The organism is Streptomyces sp. NPDC126503, assembly GCF_040302405.1.
Classification (GTDB): Bacteria; Actinomycetota; Actinomycetes; order Streptomycetales; family Streptomycetaceae; genus Streptomyces; species Streptomyces gulbargensis.
The window spans coordinates 36,709-62,196 of record NZ_JBEORS010000007.1 but is presented as its reverse complement, the minus strand read 5'-3'; the positions used below and the strand labels follow the sequence as shown (position 1 = coordinate 62,196).

20 protein-coding genes and 1 pseudogene are annotated in these 25,488 nt (G+C 73.8%); 14 read left to right on the top strand and 7 right to left on the bottom strand.

Annotated features, from left to right (window positions below; genetic code table 11):
- Positions 1 to 120 precede the first annotated feature (120 nt).
- A complete protein-coding gene (locus ABTY40_RS11775) occupies positions 121 to 2,892 on the top strand; it encodes a glycosyl hydrolase (protein ID WP_352059374.1) in 2,772 nt (923 codons plus the stop codon).
- Positions 2,893 to 2,968: 76 nt separating this feature from the next.
- Here the strand turns inward: ABTY40_RS11775 and ABTY40_RS11770 are convergent, their stop codons facing one another.
- Complete coding sequence (locus tag ABTY40_RS11770) at positions 2,969 to 3,994, bottom strand: LacI family DNA-binding transcriptional regulator (protein ID WP_352059373.1); 1,026 nt, start codon at positions 3,992 to 3,994, stop codon at positions 2,969 to 2,971.
- Between the two features lie 230 nt (positions 3,995 to 4,224).
- On the opposite strand from ABTY40_RS11770, the gene ABTY40_RS11765 reads away from it, so the two are divergent.
- The 4 genes from ABTY40_RS11765 to ABTY40_RS11750 all read left to right on the top strand — a co-directional run bounded on the left by ABTY40_RS11765 (position 4,225) and on the right by ABTY40_RS11750 (position 10,237).
- On the top strand, positions 4,225 to 6,258 hold the full coding sequence (locus ABTY40_RS11765; protein WP_352059372.1) for a prolyl oligopeptidase family serine peptidase: 2,034 nt from the start codon (positions 4,225 to 4,227) through the stop codon (positions 6,256 to 6,258).
- A 513-nt stretch (positions 6,259 to 6,771) separates the two neighbouring features.
- Positions 6,772 to 7,350 (top strand): PadR family transcriptional regulator, encoded by a 579-nt coding sequence (locus ABTY40_RS11760; RefSeq protein WP_352059371.1) that lies wholly within the window; start codon positions 6,772 to 6,774, stop codon positions 7,348 to 7,350.
- Between the two features lie 98 nt (positions 7,351 to 7,448).
- Positions 7,449 to 9,173 carry an acyl-CoA dehydrogenase family protein gene (locus tag ABTY40_RS11755; RefSeq protein WP_352059370.1) on the top strand — a complete coding sequence of 575 codons (1,725 nt, stop codon included), beginning with the start codon at positions 7,449 to 7,451 and terminating at the stop codon, positions 9,171 to 9,173.
- A gap of 197 nt (positions 9,174 to 9,370) precedes the next feature.
- On the top strand, positions 9,371 to 10,237 hold the full coding sequence (locus tag ABTY40_RS11750) for an RNA polymerase sigma factor SigF (protein ID WP_425578507.1): 867 nt from the start codon (positions 9,371 to 9,373) through the stop codon (positions 10,235 to 10,237).
- Positions 10,238 to 10,362: 125 nt separating this feature from the next.
- On the opposite strand, the gene thpD is transcribed toward ABTY40_RS11750, so the two are convergent.
- The 4 genes from thpD to ectA form a co-directional block, all read right to left on the bottom strand.
- Positions 10,363 to 11,262, bottom strand: a complete 900-nt coding sequence (gene thpD / locus ABTY40_RS11745) for an ectoine hydroxylase (RefSeq protein ID WP_352059369.1) — start codon at positions 11,260 to 11,262, stop codon at positions 10,363 to 10,365.
- Positions 11,263 to 11,338: 76 nt separating this feature from the next.
- Positions 11,339 to 11,761 carry an ectoine synthase gene (locus ABTY40_RS11740; protein WP_352059368.1) on the bottom strand — a complete coding sequence of 141 codons (423 nt, stop codon included), beginning with the start codon at positions 11,759 to 11,761 and terminating at the stop codon, positions 11,339 to 11,341.
- A gap of 46 nt (positions 11,762 to 11,807) precedes the next feature.
- Complete coding sequence (gene ectB / locus ABTY40_RS11735; protein WP_352059367.1) at positions 11,808 to 13,112, bottom strand: diaminobutyrate--2-oxoglutarate transaminase; 1,305 nt, start codon at positions 13,110 to 13,112, stop codon at positions 11,808 to 11,810.
- Positions 13,113 to 13,231: 119 nt separating this feature from the next.
- Positions 13,232 to 13,795 (bottom strand): diaminobutyrate acetyltransferase, encoded by a 564-nt coding sequence (ectA, locus tag ABTY40_RS11730; RefSeq protein WP_352059366.1) that lies wholly within the window; start codon positions 13,793 to 13,795, stop codon positions 13,232 to 13,234.
- A 360-nt stretch (positions 13,796 to 14,155) separates the two neighbouring features.
- Here ectA and ABTY40_RS11725 point away from each other — a divergent pair, with 360 nt between their 5' ends.
- A complete protein-coding gene (locus ABTY40_RS11725) occupies positions 14,156 to 14,716 on the top strand; it encodes a hypothetical protein (protein WP_352059365.1) in 561 nt (186 codons plus the stop codon).
- 128 nt (positions 14,717 to 14,844) lie between these two features.
- Here the strand turns inward: ABTY40_RS11725 and ABTY40_RS11720 are convergent, their stop codons facing one another.
- A complete protein-coding gene (locus ABTY40_RS11720) occupies positions 14,845 to 15,468 on the bottom strand; it encodes a LysE family translocator (protein WP_352059364.1) in 624 nt (207 codons plus the stop codon).
- Between the two features lie 305 nt (positions 15,469 to 15,773).
- Here ABTY40_RS11720 and ABTY40_RS11715 point away from each other — a divergent pair, with 305 nt between their 5' ends.
- The 8 genes from ABTY40_RS11715 to ABTY40_RS11680 all read left to right on the top strand — a co-directional run bounded on the left by ABTY40_RS11715 (position 15,774) and on the right by ABTY40_RS11680 (position 24,429).
- On the top strand, positions 15,774 to 17,972 hold the full coding sequence (locus ABTY40_RS11715; RefSeq protein ID WP_352059363.1) for a catalase: 2,199 nt from the start codon (positions 15,774 to 15,776) through the stop codon (positions 17,970 to 17,972).
- 78 nt (positions 17,973 to 18,050) lie between these two features.
- Complete coding sequence (locus ABTY40_RS11710; protein WP_352059362.1) at positions 18,051 to 18,878, top strand: SDR family oxidoreductase; 828 nt, start codon at positions 18,051 to 18,053, stop codon at positions 18,876 to 18,878.
- Between the two features lie 179 nt (positions 18,879 to 19,057).
- Positions 19,058 to 20,155, top strand: a complete 1,098-nt coding sequence (locus ABTY40_RS11705) for a glutamate--cysteine ligase 2 (RefSeq protein WP_352059361.1) — start codon at positions 19,058 to 19,060, stop codon at positions 20,153 to 20,155.
- A 178-nt stretch (positions 20,156 to 20,333) separates the two neighbouring features.
- Positions 20,334 to 20,573, top strand: coding sequence for a hypothetical protein (locus ABTY40_RS11700; RefSeq protein WP_352059360.1), 240 nt, complete (start codon positions 20,334 to 20,336; stop codon positions 20,571 to 20,573).
- Between the two features lie 196 nt (positions 20,574 to 20,769).
- The gene (locus tag ABTY40_RS11695; protein ID WP_352059359.1) at positions 20,770 to 21,648 is read left to right on the top strand and encodes an oxygenase MpaB family protein; all 879 of its coding nucleotides are present in this window, start codon (positions 20,770 to 20,772) and stop codon (positions 21,646 to 21,648) included.
- 197 nt (positions 21,649 to 21,845) lie between these two features.
- Positions 21,846 to 22,247 carry a hypothetical protein gene (locus tag ABTY40_RS11690; RefSeq protein ID WP_352059358.1) on the top strand — a complete coding sequence of 134 codons (402 nt, stop codon included), beginning with the start codon at positions 21,846 to 21,848 and terminating at the stop codon, positions 22,245 to 22,247.
- Positions 22,248 to 22,313: 66 nt separating this feature from the next.
- Positions 22,314 to 22,895 (top strand): carbonic anhydrase, encoded by a 582-nt coding sequence (locus tag ABTY40_RS11685; protein ID WP_352059357.1) that lies wholly within the window; start codon positions 22,314 to 22,316, stop codon positions 22,893 to 22,895.
- 13 nt (positions 22,896 to 22,908) lie between these two features.
- Positions 22,909 to 24,429 carry a SulP family inorganic anion transporter gene (locus tag ABTY40_RS11680; protein WP_352059356.1) on the top strand — a complete coding sequence of 507 codons (1,521 nt, stop codon included), beginning with the start codon at positions 22,909 to 22,911 and terminating at the stop codon, positions 24,427 to 24,429.
- Here the strand turns inward: ABTY40_RS11680 and ABTY40_RS11675 are convergent.
- A pseudogene (locus ABTY40_RS11675) lies at positions 24,410 to 25,374 on the bottom strand (PfkB family carbohydrate kinase). The gene ABTY40_RS11680 and the pseudogene ABTY40_RS11675 overlap by 20 nt on opposite strands.
- Between the last annotated feature and the right edge of the window lie 114 nt (positions 25,375 to 25,488).

The window sequence follows — 25,488 nt, the reverse complement described above, 5'->3', positions numbered from 1 at the left end:
GACACCGCTCCGGACGTCCGCCGAAGACCTGCCGGAGCCCCGCCCTCTCCGACCCCCGTCCCCGCCCCGCATGCGCACCACACACCGTCCCCCACCCCCGTCCCCATCGAGGTGCCGCACATGCCAGCCCCCCGCCTCCGACCGGCCGCCGCACTGGCCCTGGTCGCCGCCCTCGCCGCCCTGGGACTCGGCCCCGCCGCGACCCCCGCGGCGGCCGCCACCGTTCCCGTCGGTGCCGGAAGCCACTCCGACACCCGCCCCCCTGGAACCTCCGGGCCCACCACCAACACCGGCGCGCCCGTCACCCCCAAGGTCACCGCGGCCGCCCAGGGCCGGCCGGTCCCCACCAACGACTGGTGGTCCTCCCTCGCCTTCCAGCGCTACGGAGACAACCCCTACTCCACCCCGATGTACGGCCACCCGCTCACCTACCAGGCCACCGCCGCGGGCCTCGACGTCGGCTATCCGACCAGCCCCGCCGTCGTCGGCGAGGGCCGCCAGTACGAGTACGCCCACAAGCGGGACCTCACCATCGGCCTCACCGGCCTCAACGCCCCCGACACCAAGGTCGACGGCTGGTCCGACTGGACCGTCACCCCCTACTGGTCCGACGGCGCCCGTACCCTGCGCACCACCATCGGCCACGGCATGCCCTTCGTGTACGCCCGCGGCACCGGCGGCGACGCCCGCGTCACCACCGCCGGCACCCCGGCCGTCTTCGCCGACCAGGGCAACGTCCTCGGCATCACCGTCGCGGGCCACCACTACGCCCTCTTCGCCCCCACCGGCGCCGACTGGAACATCGCCGGGTCCACCCTCACCGCGGGCCTCGCCGGCAAGGACTACTTCTCCGTCGCCGTCCTGCCCTCCCCCGAGGCGCTCGCGACCTTCCGTACGTACGCCTACAGCTTCGTCACCGGCTCCACCGTCAACTGGAGCAGCTCCCAGGGCACCGTCCGCGCCACCTACACCCTGTCCACCGAGGCGAAGGAGGGCACCGAGCGCGGCACCCTCCAGGCGCTCTACCGGCACCAGTGGCTGCACACCACCGACGCCCTCACCCCCTACACGTACGTCTCACCGCGCGGCACCATGAAGGTGCGCGCGGCCGCCTCGTTCACCACCGCCCAGAAGGCCGCCCCCGTCCTGCCGGCGCTGCCCAGGGCGGCCGGGACGGACACGGCCCGGCTGCGCGGGTACCTGGGCGAGGTCGTGAACTCCGCCGACCCGTTCTCCGGAGCGGTCGACACCTACTGGACCGGCAAGGCGCTCGGCAAGCTCGCCCAGCTCGTGCCCGTCGCCGACCAGATCGGCGAGGGAGCCGTCCGCGACCGGCTCCTCGGGCTGATCAAGGGCCGCCTCCAGGAGTGGTTCACCGCCGGCGGGGCGAGCGAGTTCTCGTACGACCGCGTCTGGAAGACCCTCACCGGGTACCCGGCCTCCTACGGCAGCGACACCGAGCTCAACGACCACCACTTCCACTACGGCTACTACGTGTACGCCGCCGCGATCGTCGCCCAGTACGACCCGGGCTGGGCCGCCGACTCCGCCTGGGGCGGCATGGTGAAGACCCTCGTCCGCGACACCGCCAACCCCAGCCGCACCGACGCCGCCTACCCCTTCCTGCGCGGCTTCGACGTCTACGCCGGACACAGCTGGGCCAGCGGCCACCAGGGCTTCGCCGCCGGCAACAACCAGGAGTCCTCCTCGGAGTCCACCAACCTCAGCGCCGCCCTCGTCCTGTGGGGCGCCGCCACCGGCGACGTGGGCCTGCGCGATCTCGGCACCTATCTGCTCACCACCGAGGGCGAGGCCATCGCCCAGTACTGGTTCGACGCCGACCAGCAGGTCTTCCCCGCCTCCTTCGGCCACGACACCGCCGGCATGGTCTGGGGCAGCGGCGCCGCGTACGCCACCTGGTGGACCGCCAACCCCGAGGAGATCCACGGCATCAACGTCCTGCCGGTGACCGGCGGTTCGCTCCACCTCGGCGGCCACAAGGAGGCCGTCCGGCGCAACCTCGCCGAGATGGAACGCGAGAACGGCGGCCCCGCCGTCGAATGGCGCGACCTGCTCTGGGAGTTCCGCTCCCTCGCCGACCCGGCCGCCGCCAAGGCGCAGTGGGACGCCGGGCACGCCGCCTACACCCCGGAGGCGGGGGAGTCGCGGGCCCACACCTACCACTGGATCACCACCCTCGACACGCTCGGCGCCCCCGATCCCGCCGTGACCGCCGACCTGCCCACCGCGGCCGTCTTCACCAAGGGCACCACCCGCACCTACGCCGCCCACAACCACGGCTCCACGGCCCGTACCGTCACCTTCTCCGACGGCCGCACCCTCTCCGTACCGGCCCGCTCCACCGCCACCGCCACCGGTCCCGGCTCCACCGACCCGGACCCGCAGCCCCCGCCCGGCAACACCTTCCAGCTGCGCTCCGGTGGCACGCTCACCACGGCCACCGGCGGCACCGAGGGCGCCGACGTCCTCCTCTCGGCCCAGGGCGCCAACCACGACGGCACCCCCTACCGTCCGCTCGTCTACGAGGCCAGGGGTGTCCACGCGGCGCTGCGGCCCGGCGCCGCCACCGCCTTCCGCCTCCAGGTCGACGCCGGGACGGCCGTGGGCCTCGGCCAGCAGGCCCGCGTCAGCTACGACCTCACCGGCGACGGCACCTTCGAACGGACCGAGACCTACCACTACTTCGCCACCGACCCGGTCACCGGCTGGGAGGACTACACCGCCGCCCGGGGCCTGAAGTCCGCCACCGGCACCCTCGGCGACCTGCGCGGAGGCACCGTGCGCCTGGAGGTCTGGAGCGCCATCGGGAACGGGGACTCCCGCCTCAGGACGGGCGCGGACCGTTCCGTCGTGGTCATCCCGTACGGCTGAACCGGCCTCCTCCGTACGGCGCGGCGGCCCCCGGACACTGCGGGGGCCGCCGCGAGCGTGCTGTCCCGCACCGGGCTCAGGCGGAGCCGCGCAGTACCAGCGAGGTGGGGGTGATCACGGACTCCGGGGCCCCGGCCCCCGCCCCGTCCAGGAGGCGCATCAGCAGCCGGACCATCAGCCGGCCCATCCCCTCGATGTCCTGGCGCACGGTCGTCAGGGCCGGGTCGGCCCGCCCGACCACCGAGGCCATGTCGTCGAAGCCGACCACGGCCACGTCCTCGGGCACCCGCAGCCCCCGCTCGCGCAGGGTCCGCAGCGCGCCGAGGGCCATCAGGTCGCTGGCGACGAACACCCCGTCGAGATCGGGGCGCCGGTCCAGGAGTCCCGCCATCGCCCGGGCCCCGCTCTCCTCCGTGAAGTCGCCCCGGGCGAGCAGCTCCGGATCGGCGTCGATCAGCACGTCGCGGTACCCGTGCAGCCGGTCGAGGGCCGAGGTCTGGTCGGCCGGACCGGAGATGTGGGCCACCGTCCGGCGCCCGGTCGCGACCAGGTGCCGCACCGCCTCGCGCGCTCCGCCCCGGTTGTCGCAGTCCACGAACGGCACGGCCGGGTCCGTCCCCGGGGCGGGCCGCCCGCCCAGGACCAGCGGAACCCGGGCCCGGCCGATCAGGTCCACCAGCGCGTCGTCGCCGTGGAGGGAGAAGGCCAGCGCGCCGTCCACGTGGCCGCCGCCGAGATAGCGGGCGATCCGGTCGTGGTCGCCCGGCCCCTCCACCCACAGCAGGACCAGCTGGGTGTCATGGGCGGTCAGCTCCCGGCTGATGCCCCGCACCTGCTGCTCGAAGAACGGATCCGAGAAGATCCGGAACTCCGGCTCCGCGATGACCACGGCCACCGCTCCGTTGCGCCGGGTCACCAGGGTGCGGGCCGCGTGGTTGGGCACGTATCCGAGCTCCTCCACCGCCCTGCGCACCTTCTCGACCAGGGGAGCCCGTACCCCCGCGCCCCCGTTGACGACCCGGGAGGCGGTGGCGCGGGACACCCCGGCGCGGGCGGCGACGGCTTCCAGAGTGGGGCGGGACCCCGTGGTCTGCTCGGGCAAGGCGGGCGCTCCTCGTCTGGTCTGCCGGTCGCTCATGGTGCCGGTCCGCCGGTCACCGGGCAGGGCGACCGGGCCCCTCCGGTCGGCGGGGCCGCCGGTGGCCGGGCCGGGCGTGTCCAGGATATCCGCGGACCACCCGTCATGAGAGCGCTCTCAGGAGCTGGGCGCGGAAGCTCCGCCCCGGCGACCGGCACGGGCCGCCTTCCCGCCGCCTCCCGACGGACTGCAGAATGCGGCATGTGACCGATGACGACGACCCGTACCTGTGGCTGGAAGACGTGCTGGGCGAGGAAGCCCTCGCGTGGGTGGCCGAGCGCAACGCGGAGACCGAGGCCGAACTCGCCGCCGACCCCGGCTTCCTGCCCCTGAAGGAGCGCCTCCGCGACGTCCTCGACGCCTCGGACCGCATCCCGTACACGGCCCGCCGGGGCGCGTACCTCTACAACTTCTGGCGGGACGCCCACCACGTACGCGGGGTGTGGCGGCGCACCACGCCGGAGCAGTACCGCAAGGACGACCCCGACTGGGAGGTCCTCCTCGACGTCGACGCGCTCGCGGCCGCCGAGGACGAGAAGTGGGTGTGGGCCGGCGCGCGGGTCCGCCGCCCCGACCTCGACCGCGCCCTGGTCATGCTCTCGCGCGACGGAGGCGACGCCGTCGTGGTGCGCGAGTTCGACCTCGCCACCCGTGCCTTCGTCGAGGACGGCTTCCAGGTCCCGGAGGCCAAGACGCGCATCGGCTGGATCGACGCCGACACCGTCCTCCTCGGCACCGACCACGGACCGGGCTCGCTCACCGACGCCGGCTATCCCCGGACGGTCCGCCGGTGGCGGCGCGGCACCCCCCTGGAGGAGGCCGAGACCGTCTTCGAGGCCGAGGCCTCGGACGTCTCCGCCTGGGGCCGGTACGACACCACGCCCGGGTACGAGCGCGCGTTCGTCGGCCGCTCCCTGGACTTCTACCGCAGCGAGACCCACCTGCTGCGCGAGGACTCCACCCTCGTCCGCCTCGACGTCCCCGAGGACGCCGAGGCGTACGCGCACCGCGACCACCTCGTCGTCACCCTGAAGTCCCCCTGGCTCGGACAGCCGGCGGGCGCGCTCCTCGCCTTCGGTTTCGACGCCTTCCTCGCCGGCGACCGCACGCCCCGGGTCCTCTTCACCCCGGACGAGCGGACCGCGCTCGCCGGCCACGTGTGGACCCGGCACCACCTCGTCCTGGAGGTGATGCGGGACGTCAGCACCCACATCGAGGTGCTCACCCCCGTCCCCGGGGGCGAGTGGACCCGCGAACCCCTCGCGGACGTACCGCCCTTCTCCGCCGTCGGCGTCGTGGACACCGACCCGGACGTCTCGGACGAGTACTTCCTCGACGTGTCCGGCTTCCTCCAGCCGTCCACCCTCCACCACGGGCACATCGGCGGCGGTTCGGAGGTCCTCAAGCAGGCCCCCGCCCGCTTCGACACGTCGGGCCTCTCCGTCCGCCAGCACTTCGCGCGCTCCGCCGACGGCACGCGCGTGCCGTACTTCGTGATCGGCCCGGACCCCACCGCCACCGGGCCGGGCCCCACCCTCCTGTACGGCTACGGCGGCTTCGAGGTCTCCCTCACCCCCTCCTACGGGGCGGTCACCGGCCGCGCCTGGCTGGAGCGGGGCGGCACCTACGTCATCGCCAACATCCGGGGCGGCGGCGAGTACGGGCCGGCCTGGCACCAGGCCGCGCTCCGCGCCGAACGCCCGCGCGCCTTCGAGGACTTCGCGGCCGTCGCCGGCGACCTCGTGGCCCGCGGCATCACCACCCCGGCCATGCTCGGCGCCCTGGGCGGCAGCAACGGCGGCCTGCTCATGGGCGCGATGCTCACCCGGTACCCCGAGCTGTTCGGCGCGATCGTCGCCCAGGTACCGCTCCTCGACATGCTGCGGTTCCACAAGCTCCTCGCCGGAGCCTCATGGACCGCCGAGTACGGCGACCCCGACGTGGCGGCCGACCGTCCGCACCTGCGGGACCTCTCCCCGTACCACCAGCTGACGGCGGACCGGAGCTTCCCGCCGGTGCTGCTGATGACGTCCACCCGCGACGACCGGGTGCACCCGGGGCACGCCCGCAAGGCGGCGGCCCGGCTCCGCGCCCTCGGCCACCCCGTGCTGTTCCACGAGAACACGGGGGGCGGCCACGCGGGAGCGAGCGACAACGAACAGGCCGCCCACAACCGGGCCCTGGTCCACACCTTCCTGTGGCGCCACCTGGCGCCGGCCGGGGCGTAGGCACGGAACCGGCCCCGGGGCGCACGAGGCCGCAGGGGGCGGAGGACGGCGGAAGGGGCGGCCCCGGCACCGGGGACCGCCCCTTCCGCCGCGGCGGCCGTCAGCTCGTCGGCACCGCGGCCGCGTTCCGCCAGACGGTCAGGTCGAGCGTCAGGTACTTGCTGGGGGAGTCCTTCGAGGAGAAACCCCTGATGGTGACCAGGCCCATGTGGCCCGAGCCCGTGGTGACGCAGATCTGGCGCCCTTGGGACAGGCTCTTGACGTAGACGTCCTGCGCGAAGCGGGTCTCCGGGCGTCCGTCGGTCCGCGTCCGCCCCGCCCCTCCGAGGCCGCTCCCGGCCGGGCACCCCGCGCCCGTTCCCGTACGGACCGGGAGACAGGCGCCGCGCCTGCCCCGCCCCTCCCGGCCTCCCGGCGTCGGCCGCCCCGCCCGGCCCGGGGTCCTCCGTGAGCCGTGTCTCACCGGTCCGCCCTCCCTTGCTATGCAACTCGTTGCATAGCAAGATCGGGGCCATGGCGCTCGAACACGCGATCCTCGTGTCCCTGCTCGAGAAGCCGGGCTCCGGCTACGAGCTGGCCCGGCGCTTCGAGCGGTCCATCGGATACTTCTGGACCGCCACCCACCAGCAGATCTACCGCGTCCTCAAGCGCATGGAGAGCGACGGCTGGATCGACGTGCGCGACGTGGCGCAGCAGGGCAGGCCGGACAAGAAGGAGTACTCCGTCGCCGGCCCCGGCCGGGACGCGCTCGCCGCCTGGCTGCACGCGCCCATCGAGCCCGAGAGCGTCCGGCACGACCTCGCCGTCAAGATCCGCGGTGCCGCCTTCGACGACCCGGCCGCCCTCATCCGCGAGGTCGAGCGGCACCGGCAGGCCCACACCGACCGGCTCGCCCACTACCTCTCCGGCGAGGTCCGCGACTTCACCGGCCCCGAGGCGCGGGCGGCGGTGGACCCCCTCGGTCCGCCCGACCCCGAGCGGGAGCTCCAGCACGTCGTCCTGCGCGGCGGCATCGCCTACGAACGCATGATGATCGCCTGGCTGGACGACGTCCTCGCCACCCTGGCCCGCTTCGACGCGCCCGGCCGCTGACCCGCGGGCCACCGGCCGGGCCCGCACCCCGGAGCTCCCCGCCCCCGCCTCTTCACTTTCCGCCCTCCACCCGTACCTCCCAGCCGAAAGGCGGCGCCATGACCGACCCGCTGCTGTTCAACCCGCGCACCTACGACCCCGCGCACTTCGACCCGGAGACCCGCAGGCTGCTGCGCGCCACCGTCGACTGGTTCGAGGCGCGCGGCAAGCGGCAGATCATCGAGGACTACCGGACCCGGGCCTGGCTCGGCGACTTCCTCGCCTTCGCCGCGGAGGAGGGGCTGTTCGCGACCTTCCTCACCCCCTCCTCCGCCGCCGGCGAGGACGGGACCGACAAGCGCTGGGACACCGCTCGCATCGCCGCCCTCAACGAGATCCTCGGCTTCTACGGGCTCGACTACTGGTACGCCTGGCAGGTCACCATCCTCGGCCTCGGCCCGGTCTGGCAGAGCGACAACGCCGCCGCCCGCGCCCGCGCGGCCGAACTCCTCTCCCAGGGCGAGGTGTTCGCCTTCGGCCTCTCCGAGAAGACCCACGGCGCCGACATCTACTCCACCGACATGCTCCTGGAGCCCGACGGCCGGGGCGGCTTCCGCGCCACCGGATCCAAGTACTACATCGGCAACGGCAACGCCGCCGGCCTCGTCTCCGTCTTCGGCCGCCGCACCGATGTCGAGGGCCCCGACGGTTATGTCTTCTTCGCCGCCGACAGCCGTCACCCCGCCTACCACCTCGTGAAGAACGTCGTGGACTCCTCCAAGTACGTCAGCGAGTTCCGCCTGGAGGACTATCCCGTAGCCGCCGAGGACGTCCTGCACACCGGCCGCGCAGCCTTCGACGCCGCCCTCAACACGGTCAACGTCGGCAAGTTCAACCTGTGCACCGCGTCGATCGGCATCTGCGAGCACGCGATGTACGAGGCCGTCACCCACGCGCAGAACCGCATCCTGTACGGCCGCCCCGTCACCGCCTTCCCGCACGTGCGGCGCGAACTCACCGACGCGTACGTCCGCCTCGTCGGCATGAAGCTGTTCAGCGACCGCGCCGTCGACTACTTCCGCACCGCGGGGCCGGACGACCGCCGCTACCTCCTCTTCAACCCGATGACGAAGATGAAGGTCACCACCGAGGGCGAGAAGGTCATCGACCTCATGTGGGACGTCATCGCGGCCAAGGGCTTCGAGAAGGACAACTACTTCGCGCAGGCGGCCGTCGAGATCCGCGGCCTGCCCAAGCTGGAGGGCACGGTCCACGTCAACCTGGCGCTGATCCTCAAGTTCATGCGCAACCACCTCCTCGACCCGGTCGCCTACGAGCCCGTCCCCACCCGGCTCGACGCCGCCGACGACACCTTCCTCTTCCGCCAGGGGCCGGCCCGCGGCCTCGGCTCCGTGCGCTTCCACGACTGGCGTCCGGCCTTCGACGCGTACGCCCACCTGCCCAACGTGGCGCGCTTCCGCGAGCAGGCCGACGCCCTCTGCGCGTTCGTCGCCACCGCCGCCCCGGACGAGGAGCAGAGCCGCGACCTCGACCTCCTCCTCGCCGTCGGCCAGCTGTTCGCGCTCGTCGTCCACGGCCAGCTGGTCCTGGAGCAGGCCGCCCTGACCGGGCCCGACACCGATGTCCTGGACGAACTGTTCGCCGTCCTCGTGCGGGACTTCTCCGCGCACGCCGTCGAGCTGCACGGCAAGGACTCCGCCACCGGGCCGCAGCAGGAGTGGGCCCTCGGCGCCGTCCGGCGCCCGGTCGTCGACGAGGCGCGCTCGGGCCGCGTCTGGGAGCGCGTCGAAGCCCTCTCCGGCGCCTACGAGATGAAGCCGTAACGGGTCACTCCGCACGGGTTCGCGGCCGGGGCCGGCCGGGACGTCCACCGTCCCGGCCGGCCCCGGCCGCCACATCTCCACGCCACCCTTCGTGAGAGCGCGCCACCCTTTGCGAAAGAAGGGCGAGTGCCCCGGAGAAGTCGGGGTACGCGAGGCGACACAGGCCAACGTTCGGCTAGGAACAGGAGGTTGTCCCCGTGCGGACCGAGGTGGCGAAGGCGACGACGACGGACACCGAGCGCGAGACGACCGGCGGCCTGCCCGTGGTCGAGGCTCCGCACGAGGTCGCACCGCGCGATGCGCGCGAACTGTCCAAGGTGTTCTTCCGCGAACTCGCGGAGCGCGAGGAGGGGACGGCGGAGTACCAGTACGTCCGCAACACCCTCATCGAGATGAACATGTCCCTGGTCCGGTACGTGGCCCGGCGGTTCCGCGGCCGCGGTGACGACATGGAGGACATCGTGCAGGTAGGCCTGGTCGGCCTGATCAGGGCGATCGACCGCTTCGACATCTCGCGCGAGGTGGAGTTCACGACCTTCGCGGTGCCGTGCATCGTGGGGGAGATCAAGCGCTTCTTCCGGGACACGACCTGGGCCGTACATGTCCCGCGCCGCCTCCAGGAGGCCCGCGTCGAACTGGCAAGGGCCACCGAGGCGCTCGGCTCGCGCCTCGGCCGCTCCCCGCGCGTCGCGGAACTCGCGGAGCACATGGGCATCTCCGAGGACGAGGTGGTCGAAGCGCAGATCGCCTCGAACGGATACCACTCCACCTCCCTCGACGCCGCCGTCGGCAACGACTCCGAGGACGTGGACGCCGCCCTCGCCGACTTCATCGGTGAGGAGGACCCGGCCCTCGGCCTCTTCGAGGACTTCCACACCCTCGCCCCGCTGGTCGAGCGCCTCGGTGAACGCGACCGGCGCCTGCTCCACCTGCGGTTCGTGGAGGAACTGACCCAGGCCGAGATAGGGAAGCGGCTCGGCATCTCGCAGATGCACGTCTCCCGGCTCCTGTCCCGCAGCCTCACCCGGCTGCGCGAGGGGATGCTCGCCGGCGACGACGCCTGACGCGGCGACCGGCCCGACCCCGCCCCGCGCTCGGCTGCGACCCGCATCCCGGGACGGGCACACGGTCGGTGCCCGGACGCGCCCGTCCCCGCGATCGCCGCGGCCGCCGGAGGGCGGCCGGTGGCTCAGCCGAGCGGGGTGGCGTCCCGCGCGGCGATGAACGAGGGGCGCCGGACCGGCGCCGCGAAGGGCAGTTCGGGCCGGTTCTCGACGCTGTTGAAGACCAGGAAGACGTTGCTGCGCGGGTACGGCGTGATGTTGTCGCCCGAGCCGTGCATCGCGTTGCAGTCGAACCAGGTGGCCGAGCCCGCGGGACCGGTGAGGTGCCGGATGCCGCAGGCCTCCGCGAAGGTGGTCAGCGCCTCGTCCGAAGGCGTTCCGGCGTCCTGCATCCGGAGCGACGTCTTGTAGTTGTCCTCCGGGGTGGCGCCCGCGCAGCCGAGGAAGGTCCGGTGCGAACCGGGCATGATCATGAGGCTGCCGTTGGTGGTGTGGTTGGGCGTGAGCGCGATCGACACGGACACCGTCCGCATCTGCGGCAGTCCGTCCTCGGCGTGCCAGGTCTCGAAGTCGGAGTGCCAGTAGAAGCCGTGAGCGCCGAAGCCGGGCTTGACGTTGACGCGCGACTGGTGCACGTACACCTCGGAGCCCAGGATCTGGCGGGCGCGGCCCAGGACACGCGGGTCGGCGGCGAGCCGGGCGAAGACCTCACTGATCCGGTGCACCTCGAAGACGGAGCGGATCTCCCGCGAACGCGGTTCGAGGACGGCCCGCTCGTCCTCCCGCACGCGCGGGTCGGAGACCAGCCGGTCCAGTTCGTCCCGCAGCGCGGCCACCTCGCCGGGGGAGACCAGCTCGTCGACGGTGACGAAGCCGTCGCGTTCGTACGCCTCCAGTTCACGGGCCCAGAACGGTCCGGGAGTACCGGGCTCGGACCAGACCACGGGGTCCTTGCGGCCGATCAGCACCTCCTCGGGGCCGCGCGTGGGGTAGAGGTCGACGGGGCGGGCGGGGGCGGAGGTCATGCGGGAGTGCCTTCCTTTCTCGTACGGAGCCGGGGGAGGGCCCGGCGTGCGCGGGTCCGGGGCCGGGCGGCCCGGGTCAGGCGCGGCCGGTGCCGGGCGTGGGGCCGGGCTCGGTGAGCAGCGGGTAGACGCCGTTCGCGTCGTGGTCCTCCCGGCCGGTGACCGGCGGGTTGAAGACGCAGAGGCAGCGGAAGTCCCGCTTCACCGCGAGACTGTGGCGCTCGTGCCCGTCGAGCAGGTACATCGTGCCGGGCACGATCGTGTACGTACGGCCCGTCTCGTGGTCGGTCAGGACGGCCTCGCCCTCGGTGCAGACCACGGCCTCGACGTGGTTCGCGTACCACATGGAGGTCTCGGTGCCGGCGTACAGCACCGTCTCGTGGAGGGAGAAGCCGACCCGCTCCCGGGCCAGGACGATGCGCCGGCTCTCCCAGGTGCCCGACGCGGCCTTCACGTGCCGTTCGGTGCCGTCCAGTTCGTCGAAGGTGCGCACGATCATGGGGGTGCCTTTCCTCGGAGGGGGATGCGTGGGGGTGCCGGCCGGTTCAGGCCGCGCGGCCCGTGGTGCGGCGCTCCGCCGCGTGGCGTACGGAGCGGGCCAGGATGCCCAGGCCCTCGTCGAGTTCGTCGTCGGTGGCCGTCAGCGGCGGCAGCAGCTTGACCACCTCGCCGTGCGGGCCCGAGGTCTCCAGGAGCAGACCGAGTTCGAAGGCCCGCCGGCACACGGCCTCGGCCCGCTCCCCGTCGGCGAACTCCAGTCCCCACACCAGGCCGCGTCCCCGGCAGGCGACAGCGGAGCGGCCGTCGTCCCCGCACAGGTCGAGCAGGGCCCGCTCGACGCGGGCGGCCCGGCCCAGGGTGCGGCTCCGGAGGGCGCCGTCGCCCCAATAGGCGTGGAGCGCGGCGGTGGCGGTCACGAAGGCCGGGTTGTTGCCGCGGAAGGTGCCGTTGTGCTCGCCCGGCTGCCACAGGTCCAGTTCGGGGCGGAACAGGCAGAGGGCCATGGGCAGGCCGTACCCGCTGATGGACTTGGAGAGCGTGACGATGTCGGGGGTGATGCCCGCCTCCTCGAAGGAGAAGAAGGCACCGGTGCGGCCGCAGCCCATCTGCACGTCGTCCACGATGAGCAGCATGTCCCGGCGGCGGCACAGCTCCGCCAGTTTCCGCAGCCACTCGGCCCGGGCGACGTTGACCCCGCCCTCGCCCTGGACCGTCTCCACGATCACGGCCGCGGGGTGGTCGAGGCCCGAACCCGGGTCCTCGAGAAGGCGCTCGAACCAGAGGAAGTCCGGGACCTGGCCGCCGAGGTAGTGGTCGAAGGGCATCTGGGCGGCGTGGTTCAGGGGGACGCCCGCGCCGGCGCGCTTGGCGGCGTTGCCGGTGACGGCGAGCGAGCCGAGCGACATGCCGTGGAAGGCGTTGGTGAACGAGACCACCGTCTCGCGACCGGTGACCTTGCGGGCCAGCTTGAGCGCGGCCTCGACGGCGTTGGTGCCGGTCGGGCCCGGGAACATCACCTTGTAGGGCAGGGCGCGCGGCTCCAGGACCGTATCCCGGAAGGCCTCCAGGAAGTCGCGTTTGGCGGTGGTCGACATGTCGAGGCCGTGGGTCACCCCGTCCCGGGCCAGGTAGTCGAGGAGCGCCCGCTTGAGGACCGGGTTGTTGTGGCCGTAGTTCAGCGAGCCCGCTCCGGCGAAGAAGTCGAGGAAGGGCCGTCCGTGCTCGTCGTAGAGCCGGCTGCCGGCGGCACGTTCGAAGACGACCGGCCAGGCGCGGCAGTAGCTGCGGACCTCGGACTCGACGGTCTCGAAGACGGACGGGGCGGTGGCGATGTCGGTGAGGGTGGTCACGGTTCTCCAGGTTCGGGCCGGGCGGCGGGGGCGCGGGCGCGCGGAAGCCCGGCGCGGTGGTGGGCTGGGGGATGTGCGAGGGGGCGGGTGGACGGGCGGAGCACCCCCCGAGGGGTGCGTCAGTTCGTCAGGGGGCCGATGCGGTAGAGCACTTCGGGCTCGTGGCCGGACGCGGCGGAGGTGCCGTGCGGTGCGGAGGCACCGGGGAAGGCCTCGGCCGGGAACAGGACCTCCCGCGTCACGGCCGCGCCGTGGCGGCGCGCGTACGAACGGAACAGCCGGTCGGAGGGCGTGTTCCCGGGCGTTACGGTCGCCTCCAGCCGGTTCAGCCCGCGTTCGGCCGCCACGCGGGCGGTGAGGGCGTCGAGCAGCGCTCCTGCCGTCCCGGTTCCCCGGTGCGAAGCGTCGACGGCCACCTGCCAGACGAACAGGGTCTCCGGCGCGCCCGGCCGCAGGTATCCGGTGACGAAGCCGACGGGCCGCCCGGAGCGGTCACGGGCCACGGCGGTCGTCCCGGCGAAGTCACGGCACCACAGCAGATAGCTGTAGGGCGAATTGAGGTCCAGCCCGCCCGCGTCGCGGGCGAGCCGCCAGAGGGCGGCGCCGTCCTCGGGGCGGGCGGGGCCGATGGTGACGCCGGGGTCGGACGGCGTGATCAGGGCGGTGGCTCGGGCACTGGTCATGGGCGCCGAAGCTACCGATCCGGTCGTGGAACTTCCTCGGGCCGAGGTCTTGTGCACCGCCTGCCGCCATGATAGGTACCGCGACCGGTCCGAGGGGTGAAAACCTCCCTGCGGGCGCCCGGAAAATCAGTCGAAACCGGTTCGTAATGACCGTTTATAACGGCTGGATAACGTCTTGATCTTCTTTGGTGGCTCCGTCTCACGACGTGACGGACCCCCGCCGGAGAGGTTTGCGCCACGAGCGACGGGAAAGGCGCCCCAGTTCACGACCGGGCGGCGACCGGCTTGTTTCAGCCTGCCCCCAGGGGGCAGCCGCCTCATGCCGAGAGCCGGCCCCGGAGAGCCAAGGGGGCGAAGCGGATGTCGACGGGCACACTTCTCACCATCGTCATTGCCCTGGCGGTGGTCGTCGTGCTGATCGCCCTGGCCGTGACCCTGGACCGGCGCCGCCGTCGCCGGCTGCGGGAACGCTTCGGCCCCGAGTACGAGCGCGCGGTCGAGGACGCCGGCGGCCGGCGGGCCGCCGAGAAGGAACTCGACGCCCGGGCGAAGCGGCACGACTCCCTGGACATCCGCCCCCTCCCGGGCGAGGCCCGCGAACGGTACGCCGCGGAGTGGCGGAGCGTCCAGGAACAGTTCGTGGACCGCCCGGAGGGCGCCGTGCACGCCGCCGACCGTCTGGTCACGGCGCTCATGCGCGACCGCGGCTACCCCACCGAAGGCTTCGAACAGCGGATGCGGGACCTCTCCGTCGAACACGGCCGCACCCTGGAGCACTACCGCGCGGCGCACGCGGTCCACACCCTCGGCGCCGACCACCGGGCCACCACGGAACAGCTCCGCGGAGCGATGGTCCACTACCGCGTCCTCTTCGACGAACTCCTCTCCGAGGGCGGCCCCCCGGCCGCCGGCGACCTGTGACCCCTCCGCACCCCGCCGGGCCGACCCGGCCGAGGCGTCGTGGCAGTGGAGGCGGGGACCCGGTCGCCGCGGACGGCCGGCAGGATCTCACCGTCCCTCGCCCCGGCCGCCGGACGGGAGCCGCAGGCTCACCCCTCGACGGCCATCCGGACGCCCAGCAGGAGCAGGACGCCTCCGGACACCTGCTCCAGGCGCCTGCGCACGCCCGCGCGGGAGAGCACCGCCCGCAGCCGGCCGACGAACCACACGTACATCCCGTAGTACCCCACCTCGAAGACGGCCCAGACGGCCGCGAGCGCGATCATGGCGGGCAGCGGGGGCACTCCGGCGGGGACGAACTGCGGGAGGAAGGACATCGCGAAGACCGCCGCCTTCGGATTGGCCAGATTGAGCAACAGGCCCGAGCGGTAGGCCGCCCCGCCGGACCGGGCCACCGGTTCGTCCCGCCCGTCCTCCTCCACCCCGTGCCCCCGGCGGGCGTCCAACAGGGCCTTGACGCCGAAGACGACGAGGACGACGGCACCGGCGATCCGCAGGACGTCGTACGCCACCTGGGAGGCCGCGAGCAGCGCCGTGAGGCCGAGCGCGGCGGCGACGCCCCAGACGAAGACGCCGGTCTCGTTGCCGAGCACGGTGAGGAAACCGGCGCGCCGGCTCCGCAGCGACTGACGGATGATCAGCATCGTGCTGGGGCCGGGCGAGGCGGCGATGAGGGCGCAGGCGCCGAGGAAGGCGAGGAGGGTGCTCAGCATGCGGCCATCCTGTCGAGCGACGCCCGTCATGTCCATGCGGTGATGTCACTGCTGACGGGAGCGCGGAAGCGCGGCGTCACGGAGGCCCCGGACCCCCCGGCGGGGGCCGTCTCGATTGCGGACCCCGGCACCGGAGGGGAGAGTGCGGAGAGGACGAAAAGTGCGCGCCGGGATGTTCGGCGCGCTCGTGATCGGGCACGCGCAGAAGCACGTGCGCATCCGATCCGTCCGCGCGGCAGGCCGTGCGGACGGACGACGCGCCGCTCGACGCATCCGATCCCCACTCATGTACAGGAGCGACGCCCGTGACCGCGAATCACGCACCTCACGAGCCCACCGAGCCGCACGAGCCCCGCGAACCCCACACGCCGCTGCCCCCGCCGCCCGACCAGGAAGGCCCCGAGACGGTCAGCCCCACCGGCCAGGCGACGGGCGAGGACCCCGCCCGCGTGGCGCAGAGCGGCGCCTACCTCACCACCGCGCAGGGCGCACGCCTCTACGAGAGCGACCACTCGCTGAAGGCCGGTGCGCGCGGCCCCGTCCTGCTCCAGGACCACCACCTGCGCGAGAAGATCACCCACTTCGACCACGAGCGCATCCCGGAACGCGTCGTGCACGCCCGGGGCGCGGCGGCCCACGGCGTGTTCCGCAGTTACGGCACGGCCTCCCGGGTGACGAAGGCGGCCTTCCTCGCGCCGGACGTCGAGACACCGGTCTTCGTCCGGTTCTCCACCGTCCTCGGCTCACGCGGCTCCGCCGACACCGTCCGGGACACCCGGGGCTTCGCCACGAAGTTCTACACGGAGGAAGGCACCTTCGACCTCGTCGGCAACAACATCCCCGTCTTCTTCATCCAGGACGGGATCAAGTTCCCCGACATCATCCACGCCGGCAAGCCCCACCCCGACCGCGAGATCCCCCAGGCCCAGAGCGCCCACGACACCTTCTGGGACTTCGTGACCCTGCACACCGAGGCCACCCACCACACCCTGTGGAACATGTCCGACCGGGGCATCCCGCGCTCCTACCGCATGATGGAGGGCTTCGGGGTGCACACCTTCCGCCTGGAGGCGGAGGACGGCGGGACCACCCTGGTGAAGTTCCACTGGAAGCCCCGGCTCGGCGTGCACTCCCTGGTCTGGGAAGAGGCCCAGATCGCCGGCGGCGTGGACCCCGACTTCCACCGCCGGGACCTCTACGACGCCATCGAGGCCGGTGCCTTCCCGCAGTGGGAACTCGGCATCCAGACCTTCCCCGACACGCCCGAGCAGACCTTCGAGGGCATCGACCTCCTCGACCCCACGAAGATCGTGCCGGAGGAGCTCGCGCCCGTACAGCCGATCGGCCTGCTCACCCTCAACGCGAACCCCAAGAACTTCTTCGCCGAGACGGAGCAGGTCGCCTTCCACCCCGGCCACCTGGTACCCGGCATCGACATCACCGACGACCCCCTGCTCGCCGGCCGTCTCTTCTCCTACCTGGACACCCAGATCAGCAGGCTCGGCGGCCCCAACTTCGCCCAGCTCCCCATCAACCGGCCGCACGCCCCGGTCAACGACATGCACCGGGACGGCATGCACCAGACCGCCGTCCACACGGGCATCGCCCCGTACCGGCCCAACTCCCTCGACGGCGGCTGCCCGTTCCTCGCGAGCGCCGAACAGGGCGCCTACGTCGAGGTCCCGGTCGCCGTCCCGGAGTCGGCGAAGCGGCGGGTGGCCCCCGAGTCCTTCTCGGACCACTTCAGCCAGCCCCGTCAGTTCTGGCTGAGCATGACGCCGACCGAGCGCGAGCACATCATCGCCGCCTACACCTTCGAACTGGGCAAGTGCGCCGTCCAGGCGGTCCGCGAACGGGCCCTCACGGTCCTCGCCAACATCGACCCGGTCCTCTGCGAGGGGGTAGCCGCCGGGCTCGGCCTGCCCGTGCCGCCCGCGACCGTGCCCTTCGCCGACGTCGAACCGAGCCCCGCGCTCTCCCAGCTCGGCGCGGTGTGGCCGCTCGACGGACGTACCGTCGGCATCGTCACCGACGGCGCCACCTCCACCGACACGGTGCGCGCCGTCCACGACGCCGTCGACGCGGCCGGCATGGTGCCCCTGATCGTCGGCCCCACGGGCGGCACCCTCGACGCCACGGGCGCCCCCCTCATGGTGCGGCGCACCTTCGCCACGGCCCGGTCCGTCGAGTTCGACACCCTGTTCCTGGTCGGTGCGCCCGCCCCCGGGCTCGACGCGCGCGGCTCGCTCGACGCCAAGGCCGGCCACCTGCCCGCCGACACACCCCCGGTCGACCCCCGCGTGACCCTGCTGCTGAACGAGGCCTACCGCCACGGCAAGGCCATCGGCGGCACGGCCGGCGCCGCCGGGGCCCTGCGGGCCGCCGGACTGCCCGAGGACGCCCCCGGGGTGGTCCTCGGCGACGACACCGGCGCCGTCCTCGCCACGCTGACCGAACTGCTCGGCAAGCACCGCGTCTGGCAGCGGTTCCCCTCCGCGCTCTGACCGCGGCGGCACCCTCGACGAGCACTCCGAGACCGCACCGGCCCCGCCCCTCGCGGCGGGGCGGAAGGAGGAACACCCATGACCGACTCCGCGCCGAAGGCCGCACCCGGGCGCTTCCGCCCGCTCACCGCCGTCGTCACGGGGTCCGACTCCGGCATCGGCCGGGCGACCGCCGTACGCCTCGCCGAGGCGGGCCTCGACGTCGGCATCACCTGGCACACCGACGAGGAAGGGGCCCGCGCCACCGCCGAGGAGGTCACCCGGCTCGGCCGGCGCGCCGCGGTCGCGCATCTGGACCTGACGAAGCTGCCCGAGGCGGCGGACGTCATCGACCGGCTCGCCGACGAACTGGGCCGCATCGACGTCCTCGTCAACAACGCCGGCACCGGGACCGCCACCCCCTTCCTCGACCTCGACCTCGGCACCGTCCGCCAGGTCCTCGACGTCGACCTCGTGGGGCCGCTCCTCTGTTCCCAGCGGGCGGCCCGGCGCATGATCGGCCAAGGGGGCGGGGGCCGGATCGTGAACGTCACCTCCGTGCACGAGCACCAGCCCCGCGTGGGCTCCGGTCCCTACTGCGCGGCCAAGGGCGGCCTCGGCCTGCTCACGCAGGTCATGGCCCTGGAACTCGCCGAACACGGCATCACGGTCAACGCCGTCGCACCCGGCGAGATCGCCACCCCCATGACCGGTCAGGAGGACACCGACGTACGGGGCCAGGACAGGCCCGGCATCCCGCTCGGCCGCCCCGGGGACGCCCGGGAGGTCGCCGAGGTCATCGCCTTCCTGTCCGGGCCCGGCTCCTCCTACGTCACGGGCGCCTCCTGGGCCGTGGACGGCGGCATGCTCCGCATGGGCCCCATGGCCGGCTCCCACCTGGAAGGCAACGACTGGCGCCGGCCCTGAGGCCGGACCGCGCTCGTACCGGCGTCCCTGGTCGAACGTGACGAAAGTCGCCGGGGCCCCGGACCTCCGGTCGGCATGACCCGCCGCTTCCCGGGCACGAGCGGCTCAGGAACGAGGGATGACCTTCGCGGGACGGCGGCCAACCGGGCCGGCCGTCCCGGCGGGGGGCGGGAGCGACCATGCGCACGGTAGGAGTCGAAGAAGAGCTGCTGCTCGTCAGCGAGCGGACCGGAGAGCCCCTGGCGGTGTCCTCGGCCGTCCTGGCGTCGGCGGCCGCGGAGGGCGACGACGGGGAGGACGTCCTCGAGAAGGAGCTCCATCAGGAGCAGGTGGAGTTCGCGACCCGGCCCCTGGCCGACATGGGAGCCATGCGCGAGGAGATTGTGCGCTGGCGCGGCGAGGTCGGACGCCACGCCGAGCGGGCCGGCGCCCGGGTCGCCGCCCTCGCCACCTCGCCCCTGCCGGTGGAACCCTCCCGGAACCTGGGCCGCCGCTACCGCTGGATGGCCGAGCAGTTCGGCCTCACCACGCAGGAGCAGCTCACCTGCGGCTGCCACGTCCACGTCTCGGTCGAGTCCGACAAGGAGGGCGTGGCCGTCCTGGACCGCATGCGTCCCTGGCTGTACCTCCTCAACGCGATCAGCGGGAACTCCCCGTTCTGGCAGGGTGTCGACAGCGGGTACAGCAGCTACCGCAGCCGCGTCTGGAACCGCTGGCCCTCGGCCGGCCCGTACGAGCCGTTCGGCAGCGCGGAGGGCTACCACTCCCGCGTTCGGGACATGCTCGACACCGGCGTCCTGCGCGACCCCGGCATGATCTACTTCGACGCCCGCCTCTCCCACAACTATCCGACGGTGGAGATCCGCGTCGCCGATGTCTGCCTGGAGCCCGACACCACGGTCCTGGTGGCCACCCTCGCCCGCGGCCTGGTGGAGACCGCCGCCCGCGCCTGGCGCGAGGGCGAACCGGCCCCGGACTTCTCCGCCGGCCTCCTCCGGCTCGCGTCCTGGCGGGCCGGTCGCTCCGGACTCCAGGGCCCGCTCCTGCACCCCGTGACGATGCGCGAGACCTCGGCCGAGACGGCCCTCGGCGCCCTCCTCACGCACACCGAGGACGCCCTGCGGGACACCGGGGACCACGAGGCCGCCGTCAAGGGCATCGAGACCCTGCTCGCGCACGGAGGCGGCGCCCAGCGGCAGCGTGAGCTGTACGAGGAGGGCCGCGACCTCGCCGAGGTGGTACGGGCCTGCGCCCGCATCACCACCGGCGAACTCTGACCGCCCCGGCCTTTCGGCCGGCCGGGGCACCGCCCGTTTCGGAGCGGGCACGCGGGGCAGCCGCCCGTCGTGCCCCGCCGGGCGGCCGGGGCACCCCCGAGGACCGGCCGCCCGCCCCGGACGACCCGATGGGCCCGTGCCACCCCACGAGCCCGTACGACCCCATGAGGGAGAGACCATGACCCAGGACGAGACGCGCCACGACGACGGCGAGCAGCCGCGCACCACCCCGTCCCAGGCCGTCGGCGAGAGCGGCGACGAGGAGGCGCGGCGTCAGGCGGAGGACGCCGTCCAGCACCGCTCCCGGAAGGACGCGGCGGACGAGGGCGGCAGCACCGCCAAGGACCAGATCCCCGGCCTCGGCCGCGAGGAGCAGCGCGCCCCGCACCCCGGCGACGGCACCGGGGAACCGGCCTAGCCGAGGGCCGGCGGGCGGAGCGGCGGGCCCCACGGTGCCCGGGCGGCCGGCGCGCCGCGAGGGCACCCGCCCGGCGGCCCCGTGAAGCCTCCGGCCCCGCCACGTGACCGGCCCTCCGTACCGCCCTCCGCCTCCCGCCCTGCTCCGCCCCTTCCGACCCCTTCGGGACGGCCCCGCCCAGGCGCATACTGGGCTCATGGTCCGGCGGCCGCGGCTCCTCGGTGAACTGCGGGGGCGGGCCGGTGAGAGCCTCCTGCACCGCGTCGCGGGGCCGGACGCCCACCGGACACGCGCCCGGATCCACGGCACGCCCGGGCCCCGCTGGTTCGCCCCCGGGAGCGCCGTGCGGACCGTCCACGCCGACGCCTCGATGTACGTCGGCGGTCTGGCGGCCCTCCTGCTCCAGTCGCTGCACCCCACGGCCATGGCCGCGGTCGCCGCGCACTCCGGATACCGCTCGGACCCCTGGGGCCGGCTCCAGCGGACCAGCACCTTCCTCGCCGTCACCACCTTCGGCACCGCCGAGGACGCCGAGCGGGCGGTCGCACGGGTGCGGCGGACCCACGCGGCGATCCACGGCCGCACCCGCGAGGGCGTCCCGTACCGGGCCTCTGACCCGCACTTGCTGACCTGGGTGCACATCGCCGAGACCGAGTGCTTCCTCCGGGCCCACCAGCGGTACGGGCGCCGGCCGCTCGGCCCCCGGGAACAGGACGAGTACGTCGCCCAGATGGCCTCGGTCGCCCGGCGGCTCGGCGCCGAGGACCCGCCGGTCACCCGCGCCGGGCTGACCGCGCGGATCGCCGCGTACCGGCCGGAGCTCCGCTCCACCCCCGAGGCCCGGGCCACCACCCGCTTCCTCCTGGTGGAACCGCCCCTCCCCGCCCCCGCGCTCGCGCCGTACGCGCTCCTCGCCGCCGCGGCCGTGGAGCTGCTGCCGCCCTGGGCGCGGGGCCCGCTCGAACTGCCGTACCGCACACGGCTCCTGCTGCCCCTGGGCCGGGCGGGTGGCCGCGCGGTCACCGGGGCCGTCCGCTGGGCCGTGCCGCCCCCGCCCGCCTCCCCGGGCGCCTGACCGCCCCCTTCCCGTGCGCCCGCGTGCTCCTTTCGATGCGATCGCGTCAACTTGAGGCTGGTTCCGGTCGGAAATGCCCTCTGTTCATGGGGTGTTGCACGGCAGTCCTCACATGCGCGTATTACTCTCCATTGACCTGCTCTTGAACTTGCTTTGGTGAATTCCGGCGTCCGTGCCGTCCGAGGGGAGGGGAAACCATGTCCGCGTCCACCCGCCCCTCCGGCACGCCCCGCGCCACCGTCGCCGTCCTCGTCGGCCTGGTCCTCGCCCTCCTGTGCGGAGGCCCGGCCGTCGCCGCGACCGGAACCGCGTCCGGCGTACCGCCGCGCGCCCAGCCCGTCCTCGCCCCCGCCCCCTACGAACTCTCCCCGGCCGAGGAACGCGAACTGGCCGCCGCCCACCGGGGTGGCGGCATCCGCGACGGCGACCGCCGGCGCACCACCGGCCGGCCCGCCGCCCACCGCGCCTTCCCGTACCCGCCCGCCACCGCGGACGGGGCCGTGCCCGAGCCCGCCGCGACGCGCGCACCGCGCCGCCACCCACGGGCCGGGCCCCTCCCTTCGCTCACCCCCTCCGCGCTCCAGGTGTTCCGCTGCTGAGAGACGGCCCGCCCCCGTCGTCCTGCCCGTCCGACGCGTCCCCCACGACGCGCCAGGAGGAACTTCATGCAGCCCCTCATCGACAACGCCCGCAGGTTCGGGCAGCGCCCCGAGGAACTGGCCCCGCTCGCCGCGGGCCAGTCACCGACCGCTCTCTTCATCACCTGCTCCGACGCGCGGGTCGTCCCCGCCCTCATCACCGGGGCCCGCCCCGGCGAGCTCTTCGAACTGCGCACCGCCGGCAGCATCGTCCCGCCGTACGCCTCCGACCGCCCCACCGGCGAAGCCGCCACCATCGAGTACGCCGTCGAGGTCCTCGGCGTCCGGGACGTCGTCGTCTGCGGCCACTCCCACTGCGGCGCCGTCGGCGCCCTCGTGCGGGGCGACGACCTCAGCGGCGTCCCCGCCGTCCGCGACTGGCTCGCCCACGCCGCGCCCGACGGCGTGCCCGGCCGGCCCGACGACCCGGCCGTCGCCGACGCCGTCCGGTCCCACGTCCTCGCCCAGCTGCTCCGCCTGCGCTCCTACCCGTGCGTCGACCGGCGCCTCACGGAAGGCCGGCTGCGCCTGCGCGGCTGGTACTACGAGGTGCACACCGGCGTCGTGCGGGAGTACCGGACGCGGACCGACTCCTTCGACATCCTCTGAGGGGAAGATCCGTATGCCGTTCTCCCCTTCCGCGCTCCTCTCCCGGGCGCCGTCCACCCTCCGGTACGACTTCGCCGCCTCGCTGGTGGTGTTCCTCGTCGCCCTGCCGCTCTGCATCGGGGTCGCCGTGGCCTCGGGTGTCCCGGCCGAACTCGGCCTGATCACCGGAATCGTCGGAGGAATCGTCACCGGCCTCATGCGCGGCAGCAGCCTCCAGGTGTCCGGACCGGCCGCCGGCCTCACCGTGCTCGTCCTGGAGGCGGTCCAGGCCTTCGGCCTCGCCGTCCTCGGCGTGATCGTCCTCGCGGCCGGCCTGCTCCAGATCGCCATGGGCGCCCTGAAGTGGGGCCGCTGGTTCCGCGCCATCTCCCTCTCGGTGGTCGAGGGCATGCTCGCCGGCATCGGCCTGATCATCGTCGTCGGGCAGGTCTACGCCGCCGCGGGGCTCGCCGCCCCCGCGTCCGGCCTCGACAAGATCTCCGGACTGCCGGCCGCCGCCGTGGACGCCCTCGGCGACAGCACCGCGCTCGCCTCGGTGGCCGTCGCCGTCGCGACGATCGTGGTGATGGTGGGCTGGCGGCGGATGCCCGGCGCCGCCCGGGCCGTGCCAGGTGCCCTCGTCGCGGTCGTCCTCGCCGCCGTCGCCACCGCGCTGCTCGGCCTGCCCGTGGCCACGGTGCGGGTGGGCGCCGTCCTGGACGCCGTCCACCTGCCCGGCACCGACGCGCTGTCGGCCCTGGCCGAACCGGCGGTCATCGGCACGGTCCTCGCCTTCGCCCTCATCGCCTCGGCGGAGTCGCTGTTCAGCGCGGCGGCCGTGGACCGGCTGCACGCCGGCCCCCGCACCTCGTACGACAAGGAACTCGTCGCCCAGGGCGTCGGCAACACCCTGTGCGGTGTCCTCGGCGCCCTGCCGATGACCGCCGTCATCGTCCGCAGCTCGGCCAACGTGCAGGCCGGGGCCCGGACCAAGGCCTCCCGCGTCCTGCACGGGGTGTGGCTGCTGCTGTTCGCCGCGCTGCTCCCGGCCACCCTCACCTACGTGCCGCTGCCGGCGCTCGCGGGCGTACTGATCCACGCCGGGTGGAAACTGATCCCCTTCCGCGGGGTGGTGACCCTCTGGCGCGCCCACCGGGGCGAGGCGCTGGTGCTCGCCGCGACCGCCGTCGCGATCGTGACGGTCAACATGTTCGAGGGCGTGCTCATCGGGCTCGCGCTGTCGATCGCGAAGGCGGCCTGGGACGCCTCCCACCTGCGGGTGGAGTCCTCCGAGGACGAGTCGGGCACGGTGCACATACGGCTCTCGGGGAACGTCACCTTCCTGCGCCTGCCGAAGGTGCTGGACGCCCTGGAGTCCCTGCCCCGGGACCGGCCGGTCGAGCTGGACCTGTCCGGGATCCAGCTCGACCACGCCTGCCGCACGGCCCTGGAGAACTGGGCCGAGCGGCACTCCACGGCGGGCCCGGACGCCATCCGGCTGCACGACCTGCCGGAGCGCCCCGGCGCGGAACGGGTCAGAGCCCCGGCGGGCTGACCCGGCCGGCCTCCGGTGCCGGTGCACCACCGGCACCGGAGGCCGTCAGGCGCGCGGTCTCGCGGAGCAGCCCCGCCCGGTCGATCGCCTCGGCCCGCGTCGCCGGGACGGTGCACGCGTACGCGCCGGCCACCGCCCCGTAGAGGGCGCAGCGCGGCGGGTCCTCACCCGACAGCCGGCCGAAGAGGAACGCGGCGGCGAAGGCGTCCCCCGCGCCGTTGGAGTCGACGACCGGTCCCGCCGGGGCGACCGCCGGCACCCGGGTGAGCCCCTCGGCGGTCAGCAGGTACGCGCCCTCCGCGCCCGCCGTCGCGACCACCGCCTCGGCCCGCCCCCGCTCCATGATCCGGCGCATCGTCCGCTCCGGATCGCCGAGCGCGGCGCAGGACACGAAGACCACGTCCGCGCCGTACGCGAACGGTTCGTGATGGGGATTCTCCCCGTCCCAGTCGTGCAGGTCCGTCGAGATCGTGACGCCCGCGGCGCGCAGCACGGGCAGCGCCTGCGCGCACGCGTGGGTGATCGAGACATGGGCGTGCCGGCTCGCCGCCGCGAGGGAGCCGACCAGTTCGGCGGGCAGCCGGTCCTCCGCCGCGGCGCGGCTCCCGTCGTACAGCGAGAGCCTGCGGCCGTCCGGGCCCACGAGATTGACCGCCCGTTTGGTCCCCGCCGTGGCCGGCACACCCGTGAAGGGGAGCCCCCGGTCGCGGTGGAAGGCCCGGACGAGGTCACCGAACGGATCGTCACCGACCAGGTCCAGGTGGTGGGTCCGCAGGCCCAGAGCGCTCAGCCCGAGTGCCACGAAGTCACCGGTCTGCCCGGCGCGGGCCTCGATGCCACGCTCGACGAGATGGCTGTCCGCCCAGGGGAGGGGCAGTTCGGGGACGTACACGATCGTGTCGACCCCGCCCCTCCGAGGACCAGGACGTCGTACGTGGCGTTCATCGCCGCTCCCTCCCACCGGCCGGGCCCGCCGCCCGGACGCGACCGCCCCGGACCGACGCGGCCGCGCCGAGTCAAGCAGCCGCGAACCCCCGCCCGCAAGATCTTGCGAGATCT

Coding starts and splice junctions, on each gene's coding strand:
- ABTY40_RS11765 (WP_352059372.1), top strand. CDS start 4,225: ATGCGGCATGTGACCGATGACGACGACCCGTACCTGTGGCTGGAAGAC.
- ABTY40_RS11755 (WP_352059370.1), top strand. CDS start 7,449: ATGACCGACCCGCTGCTGTTCAACCCGCGCACCTACGACCCCGCGCAC.
- ABTY40_RS11760 (WP_352059371.1), top strand. CDS start 6,772: ATGGCGCTCGAACACGCGATCCTCGTGTCCCTGCTCGAGAAGCCGGGC.
- ectA (WP_352059366.1), bottom strand. CDS start 13,795: ATGACCAGTGCCCGAGCCACCGCCCTGATCACGCCGTCCGACCCCGGC.
- ABTY40_RS11685 (WP_352059357.1), top strand. CDS start 22,314: ATGCAGCCCCTCATCGACAACGCCCGCAGGTTCGGGCAGCGCCCCGAG.
- ABTY40_RS11720 (WP_352059364.1), bottom strand. CDS start 15,468: ATGCTGAGCACCCTCCTCGCCTTCCTCGGCGCCTGCGCCCTCATCGCC.
- thpD (WP_352059369.1), bottom strand. CDS start 11,262: ATGACCTCCGCCCCCGCCCGCCCCGTCGACCTCTACCCCACGCGCGGC.
- ABTY40_RS11680 (WP_352059356.1), top strand. CDS start 22,909: ATGCCGTTCTCCCCTTCCGCGCTCCTCTCCCGGGCGCCGTCCACCCTC.
- ABTY40_RS11710 (WP_352059362.1), top strand. CDS start 18,051: ATGACCGACTCCGCGCCGAAGGCCGCACCCGGGCGCTTCCGCCCGCTC.
- ABTY40_RS11695 (WP_352059359.1), top strand. CDS start 20,770: ATGGTCCGGCGGCCGCGGCTCCTCGGTGAACTGCGGGGGCGGGCCGGT.
- ABTY40_RS11705 (WP_352059361.1), top strand. CDS start 19,058: ATGCGCACGGTAGGAGTCGAAGAAGAGCTGCTGCTCGTCAGCGAGCGG.
- ABTY40_RS11690 (WP_352059358.1), top strand. CDS start 21,846: ATGTCCGCGTCCACCCGCCCCTCCGGCACGCCCCGCGCCACCGTCGCC.
- ABTY40_RS11775 (WP_352059374.1), top strand. CDS start 121: ATGCCAGCCCCCCGCCTCCGACCGGCCGCCGCACTGGCCCTGGTCGCC.
- ABTY40_RS11725 (WP_352059365.1), top strand. CDS start 14,156: ATGTCGACGGGCACACTTCTCACCATCGTCATTGCCCTGGCGGTGGTC.
- ABTY40_RS11700 (WP_352059360.1), top strand. CDS start 20,334: ATGACCCAGGACGAGACGCGCCACGACGACGGCGAGCAGCCGCGCACC.
- ABTY40_RS11740 (WP_352059368.1), bottom strand. CDS start 11,761: ATGATCGTGCGCACCTTCGACGAACTGGACGGCACCGAACGGCACGTG.